The 16,836-nt window shown below is 67.6% G+C and carries 13 protein-coding genes; 8 read left to right on the forward strand and 5 right to left on the reverse strand.

The annotated features are described in order from the left end of the window. Nucleotides 1–15: 15 nt before the first annotated feature. The 4 genes from C8D87_RS09120 (at nt 16) to C8D87_RS09135 (ending at nt 6,629) form a co-directional block, all read left to right on the forward strand. The gene (locus C8D87_RS09120) at nt 16–1,125 is read left to right on the forward strand and encodes a hypothetical protein (RefSeq protein ID WP_146771665.1); all 1,110 of its coding nucleotides are present in this window, start codon (nt 16–18) and stop codon (nt 1,123–1,125) included. Continuing rightward, on the forward strand, nt 1,122–3,185 hold the full coding sequence (locus C8D87_RS09125; RefSeq protein ID WP_112226393.1) for a glycosyltransferase family 4 protein: 2,064 nt from the start codon (nt 1,122–1,124) through the stop codon (nt 3,183–3,185). Before C8D87_RS09120 ends, C8D87_RS09125 begins: the two co-directional genes overlap by 4 nt. 61 nt (nt 3,186–3,246) lie before the next feature. Then, on the forward strand, nt 3,247–4,335 hold the full coding sequence (locus tag C8D87_RS09130) for a hypothetical protein (protein WP_112226394.1): 1,089 nt from the start codon (nt 3,247–3,249) through the stop codon (nt 4,333–4,335). A 2-nt stretch (nt 4,336–4,337) separates the two neighbouring features. Beyond that, a complete protein-coding gene (locus C8D87_RS09135; protein ID WP_233442008.1) occupies nt 4,338–6,629 on the forward strand; it encodes a glycosyltransferase in 2,292 nt (763 codons plus the stop codon). On the opposite strand, the gene C8D87_RS09140 is transcribed toward C8D87_RS09135, so the two are convergent. Further along, nucleotides 6,577–7,497 (reverse strand): FkbM family methyltransferase, encoded by a 921-nt coding sequence (locus C8D87_RS09140; protein ID WP_112226395.1) that lies wholly within the window; start codon nt 7,495–7,497, stop codon nt 6,577–6,579. The genes C8D87_RS09135 and C8D87_RS09140 overlap by 53 nt on opposite strands. A 334-nt stretch (nt 7,498–7,831) precedes the next feature. Between C8D87_RS09140 and C8D87_RS09145 the strand changes: the two genes are divergently transcribed. After that, nucleotides 7,832–8,206 (forward strand): hypothetical protein, encoded by a 375-nt coding sequence (locus C8D87_RS09145; RefSeq protein WP_045313056.1) that lies wholly within the window; start codon nt 7,832–7,834, stop codon nt 8,204–8,206. 241 nt (nt 8,207–8,447) lie between these two features. Next, entirely contained in the window at nt 8,448–8,792 is a 345-nt protein-coding gene (locus C8D87_RS09150) for a hypothetical protein (protein WP_146771666.1), read from the forward strand. Between the two features lie 78 nt (nt 8,793–8,870). On the opposite strand, the gene C8D87_RS09155 is transcribed toward C8D87_RS09150, so the two are convergent. After that, nucleotides 8,871–10,652: a gamma-glutamyltransferase family protein gene (locus C8D87_RS09155; RefSeq protein WP_112226397.1), complete on the reverse strand. Its 1,782-nt coding sequence runs from the start codon at nt 10,650–10,652 to the stop codon at nt 8,871–8,873. 19 nt (nt 10,653–10,671) lie between these two features. After that, nucleotides 10,672–11,973 (reverse strand): UDP-glucose dehydrogenase family protein, encoded by a 1,302-nt coding sequence (locus C8D87_RS09160; protein WP_112226398.1) that lies wholly within the window; start codon nt 11,971–11,973, stop codon nt 10,672–10,674. 293 nt (nt 11,974–12,266) lie between these two features. Here C8D87_RS09160 and C8D87_RS09165 point away from each other — a divergent pair, with 293 nt between their 5' ends. Continuing rightward, the gene (locus C8D87_RS09165; protein ID WP_109630286.1) at nt 12,267–13,025 is read left to right on the forward strand and encodes an SDR family NAD(P)-dependent oxidoreductase; all 759 of its coding nucleotides are present in this window, start codon (nt 12,267–12,269) and stop codon (nt 13,023–13,025) included. 13 nt (nt 13,026–13,038) lie between these two features. Here the strand turns inward: C8D87_RS09165 and C8D87_RS09170 are convergent, their stop codons facing one another. After that, a complete protein-coding gene (locus tag C8D87_RS09170; RefSeq protein ID WP_109630283.1) occupies nt 13,039–14,682 on the reverse strand; it encodes a TM0106 family RecB-like putative nuclease in 1,644 nt (547 codons plus the stop codon). An 82-nt stretch (nt 14,683–14,764) separates the two neighbouring features. On the opposite strand from C8D87_RS09170, the gene C8D87_RS09175 reads away from it, so the two are divergent. Then, complete coding sequence (locus tag C8D87_RS09175) at nt 14,765–15,199, forward strand: DUF6474 family protein (protein ID WP_112226399.1); 435 nt, start codon at nt 14,765–14,767, stop codon at nt 15,197–15,199. Here C8D87_RS09175 and C8D87_RS09180 read toward each other — a convergent pair. Next, complete coding sequence (locus tag C8D87_RS09180; protein ID WP_112226400.1) at nt 15,177–16,826, reverse strand: BCCT family transporter; 1,650 nt, start codon at nt 16,824–16,826, stop codon at nt 15,177–15,179. The genes C8D87_RS09175 and C8D87_RS09180 overlap by 23 nt on opposite strands. Nucleotides 16,827–16,836: the final 10 nt, after the last annotated feature.

A 16,836-nucleotide genomic window follows, 5' to 3' on the forward strand; every position in this document is an offset into this window, starting at 1 on the left:
TTATCTGGAAGGGGGGTGCCAGGCGTGACCTGGCAAGAAGAGCTGCAGAAGCTCGACCTGGAGCTGGCCTCGGGTCGGATCTCTGCGGACGATTACCGCGCTCGCCGGGACGAAGTTCTGGCCGGTTCCACCTCGGCCCCGTCCCCCCAACAGCAGCAGGGTCCCTTCGCGCCGCCATTCCGCTGGCAGGCGGCCCCTCCGCAGCAACAGCAGCCGCCCAACCCGGACGCGACCCAGGTCGTCGGCACCGGTAACGCCGCGTCCCCGGACGCGACCCAGGTGGTGAACACTCAGCAAAAGGGCGATGCCGAGCGCACGCAGTTCGTCCGGCCGGTCAGCGGACCGAATCCGCAGCAGGGTGGCTGGCAGTCCGCGCCACCGATCTCCGCACCACCGCCCTGGACCACCGGCGACGGCTTCGGTCCGGTGGGAGATCCGACGCCCGGTTGGATCGCCCAGGGTCCTGAAACGTTCGACGACGCGGGCGAGCGCAGCGGCAAGGGCCGGGTGTTCGCGATCATCGGTGTCATCCTCGTGCTGGCGCTGATCGGCGGCGGCATCTGGTGGTTCGCCAGCAGACCCAGCGGCGGCACCGGCGGCGAAACGACGGCGCAGAGCACCTCGCAGACACCGACGAGCAAGCCGAAGCCGAAGGACGACCTGGAGATCGCCGACCTGCCGGGCACCCAGGAAGACCAGTCGGGCATCAAGACGTTCGAGGACGTCATCGCGCAGAAGCTCCTCACCGATGAGGAGAACACTGCGTACACCACGGCCGGTGCTTCGAAGGTCCGTGTCGGAGTGTCAAAGCTGCCGAACGGCGACGTCGTGCAGATCATCACCGTTCAGGCGACCGATGCCACGACGGCGGCCACCGCCGTCGATGCGCTCAACGAACTGCAGGTCAAGTTCGGCATGAAGCCGTACACCGGTGTCTCTCCGGCCAGCGTGTCGACCTACCAAGTCGATGTTGCCGGCGACAAGAAGGGTGCCGTTCGCGCACATTACGTGCACAAAAACACCATCGTGCGCGTACAGGTCGCGGGCAAAGACCAGGCAGCGATCAGCAAGGACTTCGACTCGGTCCTCGCCGCGCAGCTCAGCGCGCTGCCCACCGGCGCGTGAGCTCGACGGGTGGCCCTCGGGTGGCCGCCTGCACGGTCGCGACACGTGCCCAGTTCCCCGCCGCGCGGGTGCTGGGCACGTCCTACCTGAAGCATCATCCCGAGCACGAATACGTCATCATCGATCTGGAGGACCCACCGGACTGGCTGGAGTTCTCGGAGGACGAGTACCTCGATCTGGCGACCGCGCACGACGTCGATGAACTTGCCGACCTCGTGGCGCGGAGAGCTGTACGGGCGTTGCTCGGCGAGTACGACGTCGTCGTCAAGCTGCCGCCCCGCGCGCTCGTGCTGGCTCCGCTCGCGATCGTCGCCGCCAAAGGCGCCGTCGACCTGTCGGAGTCCGCGCTGGCGCACTGGAACCTTCACGAGCGGTCGGTGGAGGGTGCGAACCTGATCAGGTTCGACGGCTACGACCCGCGCACCCCTTGGACACCCGCGTCCGACTGCACGCGGGTGTTGTTCTCCGAGCGGCCCGAGCTGAAGAAGATCTACGACGAGTACGCGAGCCTCGTCGAACCGAGCGACGTCCCGTACCGCTTCGGGTTTCTTTCGGACGGAACACCGATCACTGCACCGATGCGCACGCTCTTTCGCGAGGCGCTGACGCCGTCAAACCCCCTGAACCCAACCGACGGCAGGGCTCCGCACGCGTTCGACGGCGAGCGCTTCCAGGAGTGGCTGCGGCTCCCCGCGACACCTGTTGAACGCGTCAACGGATTCAACCGGCTCCTGCTGGCCGTCTGGCGATCACGCGTCGACCTGCAGACCACGTTCCCGCAGCCGTTCGGTGCTGGTTTTCGCCAGTGGTGCCACCTGCACGGTCGGCATGAGGGTGTGCCGGAGTGGGCGCTTCCCACCGAGCCGATCGAGCCGACCCCACCTGGCGACGAGTTCGGTGTCAACGTCGCCGGCTACCACACTGCCGAACTGGGCATCGGCGAGATGGGCCGCGTGATGTTGCGGGTGCTGAACGCTTCGGATGTTCCGCACGTGTCCGTAGTCGAGGAACACTCGATCATCAGGACTGTTCGAACCGGACTCGAAGAACCGGACTCCGTCGGGCCGCCCCGCTTTCCAGTCAGCCTGATCACCGTGAACGGTGACTTCACCGCAGCCTTGCTGGCAGCGCACCCCGACGTGGGCCATGATCGCTACCGGATCGGGTTGTGGGCGTGGGAGCTTGAGGACTTCCCGGCGTCGATGCATCACGGTTTCGCTCATGTGGACGAGATCTGGACGGTCAGCGAGTTCTCCCGGCGTGCCATCGCCGAGCACTCGCCGGTGCCCGTGCACACGGTGCCGGTGCCGGTGCCGGATCCAGGTGAACCTCGCCGTGAGCTGGGCGACCGCACGAGGTTCTTCTTCGCTTTCGACTACAACAGCACGGCGGGTAGGAAGAACCCGTATGGGCTGGTCACCGCTTTCCAGATCGCGTTCGAGGGACGTGACGACGTCGAACTGGTGATCAAGTCGACGAACTCCCACTCGAACGTTTCCGCCGCGGAACGTCTTCGGCTCCAGGTCGCCGGCGACGAGCGGATCACCCTCGTGGAGCGCTATCTGACCGTCGAGGAACTCACCGACCTGTACGCCACCAGCCATGCGTACGTGTCGCTGCATCGCGGCGAGGGCTTCGGTCTCACCGTCGCCGAGGCGATGATCCGCGCCATCCCGGTGATCTCGACGAACTACTCGGGCACGGCCGAGTTCGTCACCGAGGAAACAGGCTGGCTGGTTCCGCACACCATCACGAACATCGGTCCTGGCTGGGCTCCGTACCCGGCTGACTGTCACTGGGCCGATCCAGATCTGGATGCTGCTGCACGCGCGATGCGTGAGGTCGCGGACAACCCGGAGGAGGCCCGCCTGCGCGGTGCCGCCGCACGCGCACATCTTCTGCGCACCCGCCCGATCGAGGTCACGGTGCAGTGGATGACCGAACGTCTGACCGCGGCCCATGATGCCTGGCTGGCTCGACATCAGGAGCCGGTGCGGGACTCGGTGTCGCTTGCGAGCCGCGTGGCGCGCCGGATCATCAGGACTGTCCGAATCCCCTGATCCACCTGCTTGACCTGCACTAGAATTCGCGCACACCCTCTCTGCACTCCCTGGACGGCTGATGTCGGAAGCACGCCTGGCGGACGCACTCGCGCGCCTGGAACAGAACAAGGAGCTGCGGCTCCCGCTGCGTTCACGTGACCTGCTCGGCAGGCTCGTGATGCGTTTCCTCTGGCGGCGCCAGGTGAAGTGGCAGATCGAGACCAACATCGCCGGCCGCGACGCCCTCACCGCCTTGAGCGAGATGCTGCACAACCAGCAGCAGGTGCCGAGGGCCGAGCTGGCGCACGAGGTCCAGCAACTGCAGCGCGCAGATCAGAACATCATGGCCGGGCTGAACCAACGCCTCTACGCGGCGGTCGGCAGCATTCGCACGGAGCTCGGTGACCTGCGCCTGCAGCTCGTGGACACGGCTTTGCGCGCTGAGAAAGTGGACCAACGCCTCGACGCGATCGAGTCGCAGCTCGCCGAGCTCACCGCGGCTGCCCGCGATGCCCGCCTCCGGCACGCCCAGGTCGACCTCGTGCTCGATCAGTTCCGCAGGTCGGACAGCACCGAATCCGATGCTGCCGCCGTTGCGGTTCCAGCCAGGGCGAACGGCGTGGAACTGGCGGTCGCGGAACTGCTGGACGGCCCGGTCGAACACGTGCGTGCGGCACGGGCGGCACATCTACCGGTCGTCGAAGGCCGCGGCACGGTGTTCGACACCGCACCGTGGCGAGGCGAGTGGTTCGAGGTGCTGCGCGAGGCGGGTGTCTCCGCGCTCGGTGCATCGACGAACCCCTCCGTGGTCAAACACAACGCGGAGCTGGGCTTCCGGATCGAAGAATCAGACCCGATGGACGCGCTCACCCGCGTCGACAAGCGTTCTCTCGGCGCGGTCACCGCATTCCGCTTCGTCGAGCGGTTGTCGGCGGAGGCGCTGGCGCAGTTCGTGTCCCTGGCCGCGGAGTCGTTGCGACCGGGCGGCGTGCTGCTGGTCGAAAGCCCGGTCGCTGGTCCCGAGTTCCACGTCGATCCGTTCGCCCAGCGGCCGGTACACCCCACCTACCTGCGTTTCCTCGCCGAGACAGCGGGCTTCGCCGAGGTCACCGTCGAGCACCGCGGACACCCGCTCGGCGAGCGCTTCTTGCTGATTGCGCGGATGTGACCGTGCGCTACAGCATGTGGAGCCCGCTGCCGCCCGACCGCAGCGGGATCGCCGACTACACCCACGAACTCCTCGCTGAGATGAGCGACGTCGAGCCCGTCGCCCGCACAAGCCCACGAGCGCGGTCGACCGGACTGGCGTGCTACCAGATGGGCAATCACGCCGGCGTGCACTCGTGGATCTACGACCAGGCGCTCAAGGTGCCCGGTGTGGTAGTTCTGCACGAGATGTCGTTGCTGGACTTCAACCTCGGCTACTGCGGTGGCCTCACCCCGGAGTTCTACAAGGAGCTGAAGGACGCGCACGGCCCTATCTGGGGAGATCCGCACGACCCTGCCTTGCTGCACGGGCTGCCTGCGGTCGAGGTCGACGGGGTGAAGTCGCTCGACAGCCGCACCATGACGTTGGAACACCGGGTCGTGACGGCGAGCCGCGGCGTGATCGTGCACGACCCCCACTCGGCTCAGCTGCTCCGCGAGCGCTTCCCCGGCAAACCGGTCTTCGTCGTGCCACACGGCGCGCCGCTGCGTGACGACACCGATCGTGATGACATCCGGTCGATCTTCGGCTGGACCGACGAGCACGTGGTGTTCGGTGTCTTCGGCGGTTTCAACCGGATCAAACGCATCCTGGTGACCGTGCTCGCGTTCGCCGAAGTGCGCAGGCGGTGGCCGAACGCCCGGCTGCTCATCGCGGGGCACGTCGACTACCCGGACGTCCACGCCGACGTCGTCAGCACGATCGAGCAATTCGGTCTCGAGGACTCCGTGCACCTGGAACTCAGCCCGGCGAAGGAGGCGTTCGAGGACCTCATCACCGCCACCGACGTGGTGGTCAACCTGCGTTGGCCGACGATGGGCGAGACCAGCGGTGTGATGATGCGGGCGTTCGGCGCCGGCCGCATGGTGATCACGAGCGATCTGCCCCAGCACCGTCACCTCGACGAGGCTTTCTGCGCACGAATTCCGATCGAGCCAGCCCACGAGGCGGAGGTGCTGGCAGCTCTGCTGGAGAAGGTGGTCGAAGACCCGGCAGAGGCTCGCGCGGCCGGCAAACTGGCGCGCGACTGGGTCGCGGCGCACGCGTCGTGGCCGATCGCCGCCGAGGGCTACCGGAGGGCGCTTGACAGCATTTCCGCAGGCGAGCAGCCGAAACACGTCGCACATGCGGGCGTGAACCTGTTCGCCGACCTGCGGGCGACAACTGGCCTCTCCGAGTCGTTCCGCCGCGCGGGGTTGGCGATGCACAGGGCAGGCGTGCCCATGGCCTACACGGAATTCAACTCACGCGCGCCGGTCCGCACGGTTCAGGTGCCGCGCGAGATGCTGGAGCTCCGTGGCGGCAAGGATTACCCGATCGACCTGTGGATGGTGAATCTCAACGAGTTCCAGCTCATCCCGGAGACCGCGCTCGACCGGTACACGATCGCGCTGTGGGCCTGGGAGATGCCGGAGATCCTCGACTACACGCTCCAGCAACTGCCGCGCGTTGACGAGCTGTGGGTCGTGTCGTCGTACGTGGCCGAGGCGTTCCGCACGGCGACCAAAGTGCCGATCACGGTGGTGCCGAACGTGGTCACCGAGATCTCGTCGGTTCCAGACCGGGCTCAGTTCGGCCTGGACGAGGACGCCTTCGTGGTGCTGTTCAGCTTCAGCGCCTCGTCGAGCGATGCCAGGAAAAACCCCTGGGGCGTGATCGACGCGTTCCGGAGAGCTTTCGCGCCGCACGAGCGTGGTACGACCGCGCAGCTCGTGATCAAGGTGGTGGACCTCGACATCTTTCCGTTGATGGCCGCGGCGCTGCAGGACGCGGTCGCCGGCGTCAACGGAGTGCTGATCACGGGTGACCTGTCTCGGGCCGAGATGGACTCGCTCCTCGCGAGCTGCGACGTGTACGCGTCTCTGCACCGCTCCGAGGGCTTCGGCATGGGCATGGCGGAGGCGATGTCGATCGGCAAACCGGTCGTCGCCACTGGCTACAGCGGTAACACAGACTTCATGCCACCAGGATCGGCAGGTGTGATCGGATACGACATTCGTCCGATCACCATGGCCGACCACCGCTACGACGAGCGCTTCGCGGACTGGTACCGGCCGGGCCTGCTGTGGGCGGAACCGAATGTCGCACAAGCCGCCGGGTGGCTGCGCCGCTTGGCGGACAGTCCGACGTTGCGCGCCCGCATGGGTGCGGCCGCGCAGCAGGCGATCTGGGAGACGTGCAGCTACGAGGCGGTCGGCAAGGTCATCCGCGACCGCCTCGCGGCAATCTACGAGGAGCGCTCTCCAGCTCGATGAGGCGTGCCTCGAGCGCTGCGATCCGCTGCCGGGCGCGCGTGGCCTCGCGTTCGGCGCGCTGTGCGGCCTCGCGCAGCGCGTCGAACTCGGCCAACTCGTGCTGATGTTCCCGTTCCGCCTCCTGCACGGCCTCCTCGAGGCGACGGATGTACGCGATCTCGGCCATCCGGGCCGCTCGCTGTTCAGCGACCTCAGCACGAACGTACTTGTCGAACACGTTCGCGGGTACGGCGAGCAGTTCCAACGCCTCGGTGTCATCAGCCTGCGCGTAGAACCGGTTCAGCCCGTCGAACAACGCGCATCGGTAGCCGGCTTCAGTCATCAACGGGTCCCACTCGTGGTGCGCGGGCTTGGTGGAACCGGGCTCGGTGGCCTCGACGACCACCACACGTGGCCGGTGCCGGTCCCAGTCTGCGCCCTCTATGACGCCGCGCTCCTCGCCCTCCACGTCGATTTTGAGGAAGTCGATGTCTCCCGGATGCTCGTCGAGCACGTCGGCGAGCGTGCGGAGCTCGACCTCGACCTGGACGATCTCGAGAGTCGACTCGGCCTGGTAGGTGCTCGCGAGAACGCTGTCGAGCGTCGACCACCCGGACCGGTTCACGACATGGTGCAGTACCGCTGACCCGGACTTGGCACCGAGCGCCACCGCCAGTGTCACATCACCCGGCCGCGCCTTGCGCAACGCCTCAGCCTGAGCCGGGATCGGCTCGACGTTGATGCCTCGCCAGCCAAGATCGTAGAAGTGCTTGGTGACCGAGTCCTCGACAGGATCGGACGCGCCGACGTCCACGTAGCGACCTGTCGTCCTGCCGTGGAAAAGCCGGGCGAGGAGGACGTCCTCCGCGTTCTGCGCGTACGAGATCACAGACAGACAATATCGGTCTGGCCGGTGCGGCAACCCGCGATCGCGCCGCTGCGTCTCTACCATCGAGAGCTGACGGAGCCAGGAGGACTCGATGACACCAGTGGTGATATTAGTCACATTGGGCGGTTTGGCGTTCCTGACGCGAACCGTAATGGCCCTCCTGGCCGTTTCCCCCAACAAGGACGCCAGTGATTACCCTAAGCCACAAGCGTCCACCAATTGAGATACTCATTCGGACTACGGCTTACGGACGAACGTTGACTTACCGTACGATCCTTTCGGGTCGTATGACTGAACGGTCACCCGAAGGGGACCTCACAGGGGTAGGTGCGCCATGGACCACGCACTGAGCAAGGTCATCGAGCTGCGCGAGAGTGGCTTTCAGTTCCTCCACCTGAGGGACGACGCCGGCCAGCTCGACCGCATCATGGCGTTCAAGCAGCGCAGAGGGTTCATCGACTCCATCCTGTTCTGGTCCGAGACCGAGGCGCGCGCGGGACGTCTGCCCGCGGTTCGCGACTCCGCCAGGCCCGCGCAGGCCGTGTGGATCTACGAGGGCCCGCTCTGCGAGGCCGTGGACCGACTGCTGGACCTGCCGGAGCCAGGGGCTCGCAACGCTCCCACGTTGATGAAGGCGACCGCTTCGGATTTGGCCGTCGTCACGACGCTGCCATTCAAGTTGAAACTTCCACCGGGCGCGATCGCCTAGTTCGGTCAATCGTTTTCGAAGTCGCCGCGCTTGATGGCGCCGCTGAACGCTGCCCGATCGGGCGCGCGATGACCGATTTCGCCCGATTCCCGAAGTCGCACATACGCGTGGCTGAGCCGTTCAGCGCAATCCCACTTCACCTCGTCGGTGCGCTGCCGCGTGCCCGTAATGGATGAAGAAGTTCCCCCTCCCGAGTTACGGAGCTTGATGTAGAGGGGGCCGATGCGACACTTTCGCGCCCATGAACCTCAGGAAGACCATCACAGGAGCAGCTGCTGCCCTCGGCAGTGCCACCGTAATGCTCGGCCTGGGCGGCACCGCACACGCCGACATCGCCAACGCCGAGGCGCAGACCCAGCCCAACCTCGGCGGCCAGCTGGGCGACGTTGCCAGCGTGAGCGACCTCGCCTCGGTGAACACCGAGGACGCGACCGGCAAGATCCAGGCCATCAACACGCAGGACTGGGACGTGACCGCGCTCGTGGAGAACGTGGACGCGGGCGCCAACGGCGTTCCCGCCGCGACGCTTCTCGGTCTCAACGAGCCGCAGGGCCCGGTGAACGCCCTCGCCGGCGTCGACATCTGATCCAACCAGTACTTCCTGGCCGGGGCGGCGCCCGATTCCCTCCCCCTCGAATCGGGCGCCGTTCCACTTTTTCGGCGGCTAGCGACCGACCGCGTAGCCCTGCGTGCCGCGCGGATTCGCACCGGCGCGCAGGAGTCCGTCCGCGGAATCCCTTGCCACGGCCGACATCCGGCCCAGGGTCCACTCGCCGGCGTCCACGACCTGGTGGCCCATGCTCTGCAACGCTGCCAGGACGTCCGCGCCGGCGCGTGACTCGATGACGAGTTCGCCGGGGGTCCAGGCGCGGGGGTAGAACGAGCTCGGAAACGCGTTCGAGTGCCACATCGGCGAGTCGATCGCCTCCTGCAGGTTCAGGCCCGCCATGTGCGCCAGCCAGAAGCCGAGCTGCCACTGGTCCTGCTGGTCACCGCCGGGCGTGCCGAACGCCATGGCCGGTTCGCCGTCGCGCAACGCCATCGACGGCGACAGCGTGATCCGCGGGCGCTTGCCGGGGGCCAGCGAGTTCGGCAGATCCTTGTCCAGCCAGAACATCTGGGCGCGGCTGCCCAGGCAGAAGCCGAGTGACGGGATCGTCGGCGAAGACTGCAGCCAGCCGCCGGACGGGGTCGCCGACACCATGTTGCCCCAGCGGTCCACGACGTCGACGTGCACGGTGTCGCCGCGCGTCACGCCGGAGCGGGCCACGGTCGGTTCGCCGATCGCGCCGGTCGGGTCGGAGGTCAGCACCGACGGGCCACTGATGATGTGCTTGGGCAGCAACGGTTCCCGGCCGTCGGGCGAACCAGGACGAAGCTCGAACGAAGCCGAGTCCCCGATCAGCGCACGCCTTTCGGAGGCGTAGGAGCGCGACAGCAAGGTCTCGAGCGGAACGTCGTCGACGTCGCCGTACCAGGCCTCGCGATCGGCGAAGGCGAGCTTGGCGGCCTCCACGGCGAGATGCACTGTCTCAGCGGTGGGCCTGCCATCCACATAGGACAGGTCGTAGCCCTCCAGCAGCCGGAGCTGCTGCGCCAGAACGGGTCCCTGCGTCCACGCGCCGGCCTTCACGAGCGACCACTGACCGAAGTCGACAGTGAGAGCGTCCTCGTACGACGCTTCCCACGACGCCATGTCGGCACCGGTCAGCACACCGGCGTGGTCGCGACCCGAGTCGTCGCGGAAGGCCGAACGGCAGAACTCGTCGACCTGCGCGGCGACGAAACCCTGCGACCAGGCCCGTCGCGCGGCCTCGATCTGCGCCTCGCGGTCAGAGCCCGCGGCCTCGCCGGCGGCGAGCAGCCACTCCCACGTGTCGGCGAGCTTCGGATTGCGGAAACGGCCGCCGCGCACCGGCAGAGAACCGCCGGGCATCCACTGCGCGGCCGAGGTCGGCCAGTGGTCGCGGAACAGGTCGGAGACCATCTCGATGGTGTCGACGACGCGGGCCACGAGCGGGAAGCCGTCACGGGCGTAGCCGATCGCCTTGTCCAACACGTCGCGCAACGACTTGGTGCCGTAGTCACGCAGAAGAGTGAGCCAGCCATCCCATGCGCCCGGCACGGTGGCGGCGAGCAACCCGCTGCCAGGAACGAGGTCGAGCCCCAGCGACGTGTAGTGCTCGATCGACGCACCCGCCGGTGCCACCCCCTGCCCGCACAGCACGCGCGGAGCGGATCCGGCCGCCGCGAAGATGATCGGAACCTCGCCACCGGGGCCGTTGAGGTGCGGTTCTACGACCTGAAGAACGAATCCGGCGGTGGCAGCGGCGTCGAACGCGTTGCCGCCATCCTCCAGTACAGCCATAGCTGCCGACGAGGCGAGCCAGTGGGTCGAGCCGACCATGCCGAAGGTGCCGACGAGTTCGGGGCGCGTGGTGAACACCCCATAAAGGTACGCGAGGCTAACTAAATTGCGTGACTCCGGGTGATGCACGACCCACACCCGAATGAAGTAGTCCGGCGCGTCCCAACGCATCGGCATCGAGATGGTTGCGAGCGTCGACGACGACGTGGCCGTCCATCAGTTCGGCGACGCGCACCCAGTCCAAAGTCCGGAACACCGGCCAGTCGGTCAGCAGCACCACGGCCTCGGCACCCTTGACCGCCTGGTACGGGTCGTCGACCAGCAACATCCCGGCCACCGGCCCGGTCACCTCGGGGTCGAACGCGGTCAGGTCGGCGCCGTCCAGCACCAGCTGCTCCGCGACGGCCAGCGCCGGCGAGTCGCGCAGGTCGTTCGTGCCGGCCTTGAACGCGAGCCCGAGCACGCCGATCCGGGCCCCTGCCAGCGAACCGCCGCAAGCATCACGAACCTTGTCCACGACACGCAGCTGCGCCCGGACGTTGGCCTCGATCGTCGACCGGATCAGCCCGAAGTCGACTCCGACCGCCTCGGCGATCTGCACCATCGCGTGCGTGTCCTTCGGCAGGCACGAACCGCCCCAGCCCGGCCCCGGCCGCAAAAACGACTGCCCGATCCGCTTGTCGTAGCCCATGCCCTCGGACACCGACTCGATGTCGGCGCCCAGCAGTTCGCACAGCTCAGCGACCGCGTTGACGTACGAGAGCTTCATCGCGAGGAAGCAGTTCGCGGCGTACTTGACCATCTCGGCGCTGGCCGCGTCCATCAGCACGGTCGGCGCACCGAGCTTCGCGAACAAGGCGGCCACCCGCTCAGCGGCAGACGGCGAGTCCGAGCCGACCACGATCCGGTCCGGGTGCAGGAAGTCGCGCACGGCGGTTCCCTCACGCAGGAACTCCGGGTTCGACACCACAGCGACGTCCTCACGAGCGAGGAGCGCGCGCACCCGCCCAGATGTGCCCACCGGCACCGTCGACTTGGTGACGATGACGGCCCCGTACGGCAGCACCTCGGAGATCTCCGCGGCCACCGAATCCACCGCGCTCAGGTCGGCCGCGCCGCCCGCACCCATCGGCGTCGGCAGGCAGAAGAACACGACCTCGGCATCAGCGACCGCGGCAGCGGCCCCGACGACGAACGCCAGCCGACCGGCGGCCTGTCCCTCGGCGACGAGCTCGGCGAGCCCGGGTTCGAGGATGTCGACCTGGCCGGCACGCAGCCGGGCCACCTTGAGCGAGTCGACGTCCGCGCACACCACACGGTGACCGAGAGAGGCGAGGCAGGCCCCGGTGGTCAACCCGACGTAGCCGGTGCCGACGACGGCGATACGACGCGCGAACATGAGATTGACCCTGACAGGCCCAGTTGTCCGCCGAACGAACTCCGTACGACTTTCGTTGTAGCTGACCGTGACAGATCTCCTACCAGAGGTCTACCGGCGCGGCCGATGTTTCGAACACCTTCGAACGGCACAGTTCAGGGCATGGGAATTCTGACGATCGCGACGATCTTCATCGGCCTCGCGCTGCTGGCGGCGGTGCCGCTCGTGGCGCTGCTCCACTGGTCCGACCGTTGATGTTCAGGTAACGAGCGTTAACCTCCTCGCGAGCAGTTCGCTTCGAGGAGGATGAAGGCATGGAGATCTCGGGTACCGCGGCCATCGTCACCGGTGGCGCGTCCGGTCTCGGCGGCGCGACCGCACGTGCGCTGGCGGCGCGTGGAGCGCAGGTGTTCGCGCTCGACCTGCCCAGCGCGATCGAGAAGGCCGACGTCGTCGAGAACGTCACCTACCTGGCCGCCGACGTGACCTCCGGTGAAGAGGTCCAGGCCGCCGTCGACACCGCGGCAGGCTCCGGGGCCCCGCTGCGCATCACGGTGAACTGCGCGGGCATCGGCCCGTCGTCCCGCACCGTCGGCAAGACCGGCCCGCACGACCTCGACCTCTACCGGAAGGTCATCGAGGTCAACCTGATCGGCACCTTCAACGTGCTGCGCCTGGCCGCCGCCGCGATGGGCAAGACCGAGGAGCTGGAGCACGGCGCCCGCGGCGTCATCATCAACACCGCCTCGATCGCCGCGTTCGACGGCCAGATCGGCCAGGTCGCCTACGCCTCGTCCAAGGGCGGTGTCGTCGGCATGACCCTCCCTGCCGCCCGCGACCTGTCGAGCGTCGGCATCCGCGTGCTGACCATCGCGCCCGGCATCGTCGACACCCCGATGCTCGCCACGGTCTCCGACGAGTTCCGCGCGGGCCTGGCCGCCGGTGTGCCGTTCCCGAAGCGCCTGGCCCAGCCGTCCGAGTACGCGCAACTCGCGATCTCGCTGGTGGAGCACGACTACCTGAACGGCGAGGTCGTCCGCATGGACGGCGCTCTCCGGATGGCTCCTCGCTAGCGCGGCGATCGCACTAGAGGTCGCCCGCGTACGGCAGGTTCGACATGGCGTCCGAGGTCATCCACTCGCGCAAGCGGTGGGTGGCCCGGACGTCGTCCTCGTTGTACTCCAGCAACCGCCGCCGCTGCTCGGTGTCGAGCGCGTCGCCGTTCATCCCCACCGCCGCCCGGTACCAGCGCATGGAGTTCTCGCCACCGGCCTCCGGATCACGCCACTGGAAGCCCGCGACCGGCGCGATGATCTTCAGACCCTTGCCGTGCGCGCACAGGAACTGCTCGCGGACGATCCCGAACAGGTCCACCCACGAGTCCGACCCGATGAACTCCTTGACCTGCGCGACGGTCGGAATGCCCGGCTTGCCCGCGAACCGCTCGGCCGACGCGAGCAGCCAGCGGTTCTCCGCGAGCTCGTTGTAGCAGTAGGCGCGGAAGCTCAGCCCACGCGCTTTCGCCCGCAGCCTGATGCCCGTGAGCCACGTCCAGAACTCGGCGAACGACCGAGCCTCGTCATCACACGGCAGCGCGTCCCACGTGACGAACGCGCGGTAACCCTGCTCCTCGTCGATGTCCTTCCCGGACAGCAGGCAGCCCCACATGTACGCGCCGAGATCGCCGAAGCTCTCCATGTCGACGTCGACCTCGACGTCCGCGCGGGGCACCCTCATCTCGGGCACCCGCCGCACCAGGGTCAGATCCCGTAGCCACGCCCGCGCCAGCACGACCGCGTCCCCGAACGGCATGCCCACGAGCTGCAGCGGCCCTTCTGCCAGCGGGTCCAGCTCGGCCAGCTTGTCCACAGTGGACAGGCCGGCCTTCCGCAACGCGACCGCGTCCTCACCGCGCACGACGAGACTGACGTCCCGGTCCTGCTTGAGATCGTTGTCGCACGTCGGCCACCACGGGCACGTCTTGCAGTCGACGATCCGCGACGGCCTGGCGAGCGGGTCCTTCTGGTTCACCGCCGCCAGCGCCACGGCCAGACGATCGGAGAACCGCGCGTCGTACTCGGCCAGGGCCGTGCGGCCACCGGGCCACGTGGGCGCCTCCAGGTCGTGCCACAGCACGACGTCCGCGTCCATGCCGATCACGCCACCGGTCGCCCGCCCGTGGGCCGCGTACCCGGCGGCCTGCAGCTGCCGCTGGGCGTGGGCGAGCCTGAGCTGGTCACGCGGCTGGGGCCGGACCTTGCGGTGCGGGTCCGTGCGGCTGCCACCGGGCAACGGCATGGTCAGCGGACTGGTGCGCGCGCCCTGACCGGGATCGGTGATCTTGTGCCGCACCACGAGCACCGGCACGTACCCGGTGGAGTCCTTGACCAGCAGGTCGATGCCACCGCGACGCCCGCCACGCGGATCACGCGGCAGTGCGGCACCCCAGATGTAGGGCGCCCCCATCTCCATCGCGGCGAGCGTGACCCGTTCCCGGTCCGCGCTGCGCACGTCGGGTCCGTTCGGCACCTCGAAGAAGTCCGAGCCGACGATCCGCCCGAGCGCGTCCGCCACCGCGCGACGATGGTTCGTCGCGTCCGCTTTCCGTTGTTCCGAAGCCGGATCCGGCGCCGCCTTGGGAGCGTCGCGCATCTCCGGATCGTTTTCGAGGTGCACCCGCCGCCGACAACGAGTGACCACGCCGGCGTCTAGCTGCACCTGGGAAGTCACTGATGCAGCGTATGTCGCGCGTCCTCCTGATGTGTCAGCAACCTGGGCAGTAAGTTTCATCTGACGGAGGAGGTGTACCCGAATGGCGCGCAAAACCGGGCATCTGATCACGCCCAAGAGGGCCAAGAACCTGGTCGGAGTGGCAAAAGTGATCGCCCCGGCACTCATTCCGGTCCTCGCTCCGGTGATCGCCCGCGGTGCTGGGATGCTGAGCGAGCAGTACGACCGCTATCGCGCCCGCCGCCTCGGCATCGACGTCGCCGACATCGGCAAGTACTCCGGCTACGGCGCCCGTCTGCACGCGCGAATTGTGGGCTTTTCGGACTCCCTGGAGTCTTTGCGCGCTTCCGACTCCGCCTGGGTTTCGAAGACAGAGGCACGCCTCGCCCAATTGCTGGCCGCCGTGCGTGCTTCCGAACGCATGCCGACGGCCCGGCGCAAAGCCGCGCACCGGGCCGTCGGAACCGATCTGGACGTGTTGGAGCAGGAACTGCTCAGGCGCCTGGACGTGCGGTGACTTCCGGGGTCTTCCCCGTCACCTCGGCCACGGCCCTGACCGCCGCCTCCTCGACCACCTGTCCGGGGTCGAGGTGCGCGGTGACCTCCTCCATCACCTCGGCGACCCGTTCCTCGCGCCTGATCATCGGGTCGGATCGCAGGTCCTTCGCCAGCGACACGCACAACCCGACCATCACGACCATGAACGGCAACGCCGCGATGATCGTCAGGTTCTGCAGGCCTGTCAGCGCGTTCGAGCCGCCGACGAGCAACATCACTGCGGCGACGGCACCGGTCAGCACACCCCAGAAGATCACCACCGGCTTCGTCGGCCGGATCGTGCCTTCCTGGGAGAGCGTTCCCATCACGATCGAGGCGGCGTCCGCACCGGACACGAAGAAGATCGCCACCAGGATCATGACGACGACGCCGGCGATCGTCGCCAGCGGGAACTGGCCGAGCAGCGCGAAGAGCTGCGACTCCGGCGTGGTCTGGCCGGCCAGGTCGACTCCGGACCGCTGCTCGAAGATCGCCGTCCCGCCCAGGATCGCGAACCACACCAGCGACACCGCGGACGGCACCAGGATCACGCCTGCCACGAACTGCTTGATCGTGCGGCCACGCGAGATCCGCGCGATGAACATGCCGACGAACGGCGTCCACGAGATCCACCACGCCCAGTAGAAGATCGTCCACCCGGACAGCCAGGTCTCGGTCGCGTCGCCACCGGAGGCAGCGGTACGACCCGCCATCGTGGCAAGCTCCCGGAAGTAGTCGCCCAGGGCGGTCGGCAGCAGGTTCAGGATGAACACGGTCGGCCCGACCACGAACAGGAACAGCGCCAGCGTCACCGCCAGCACCATGTTGATGTTCGACAGCCACTGGATGCCCTTCGCGACACCCGAGACGGCGGACGCGACGAACGCAGTGGTCAGCACCGCGATGATCGCGACCAGCACACCCTTGCCGACGTTGCCGGCCCAGCCGGCGGCCTCCAGACCGCTGCCGATCTGCAGCGCACCCAGTCCCAGCGAAGCAGCCGAGCCGAACAACGTCGCGAAGATCGCCATCACGTCGATCGCGCGACCCCAGCCGCTGGCCGCCCGACGCCCGAGCAACGGCGCGAACGCGGCGCTGATCAGCGAAGACCGGCCGCGGCGGAAGCTGCCGTACGCGATCGCGATGCCGACCACGGCGTAGATCGCCCACGGATGCAGCGTCCAGTGGAAGAGCGTGGTGGCCATCGCGGTTTCCAGCGGGTCACCGTCGGTGCCGGGCGGTGGCTTCACGAAGTGGGTCAGCGGCTCGTTGACGCCGTAGAACATCAGGCCGATGCCCATGCCGGCGCTGAACATCATCGCGACCCACGAGACCGTCTTGAACTCGGGTTTCTCGTCATCACGGCCGAGCGGGATCTTGCCGTAACGGCTGAACGCGAGCCACAGGGCGAAGACCACGAATCCGGAGGCCGAGATCACAAAAGCCCAGCCCAGATGCTGGATGATCCAGCCGAGTGCCGACTTGGAGAAGGACGCCAGACTGGCCGTGCCGACGATTCCCCAAGCCACGAACGCAAGCGTCAGACCAGCGGCAACGCCGAACACGACCTTGTCGGTACGGCCCGGCTGGTCGCATTGGTTGTGCATGCGGTCCCAA

It is taken from the genome of Lentzea atacamensis (genome assembly GCF_003269295.1).
Taxonomy (GTDB): Bacteria; Actinomycetota; Actinomycetes; order Mycobacteriales; family Pseudonocardiaceae; genus Lentzea; species Lentzea atacamensis.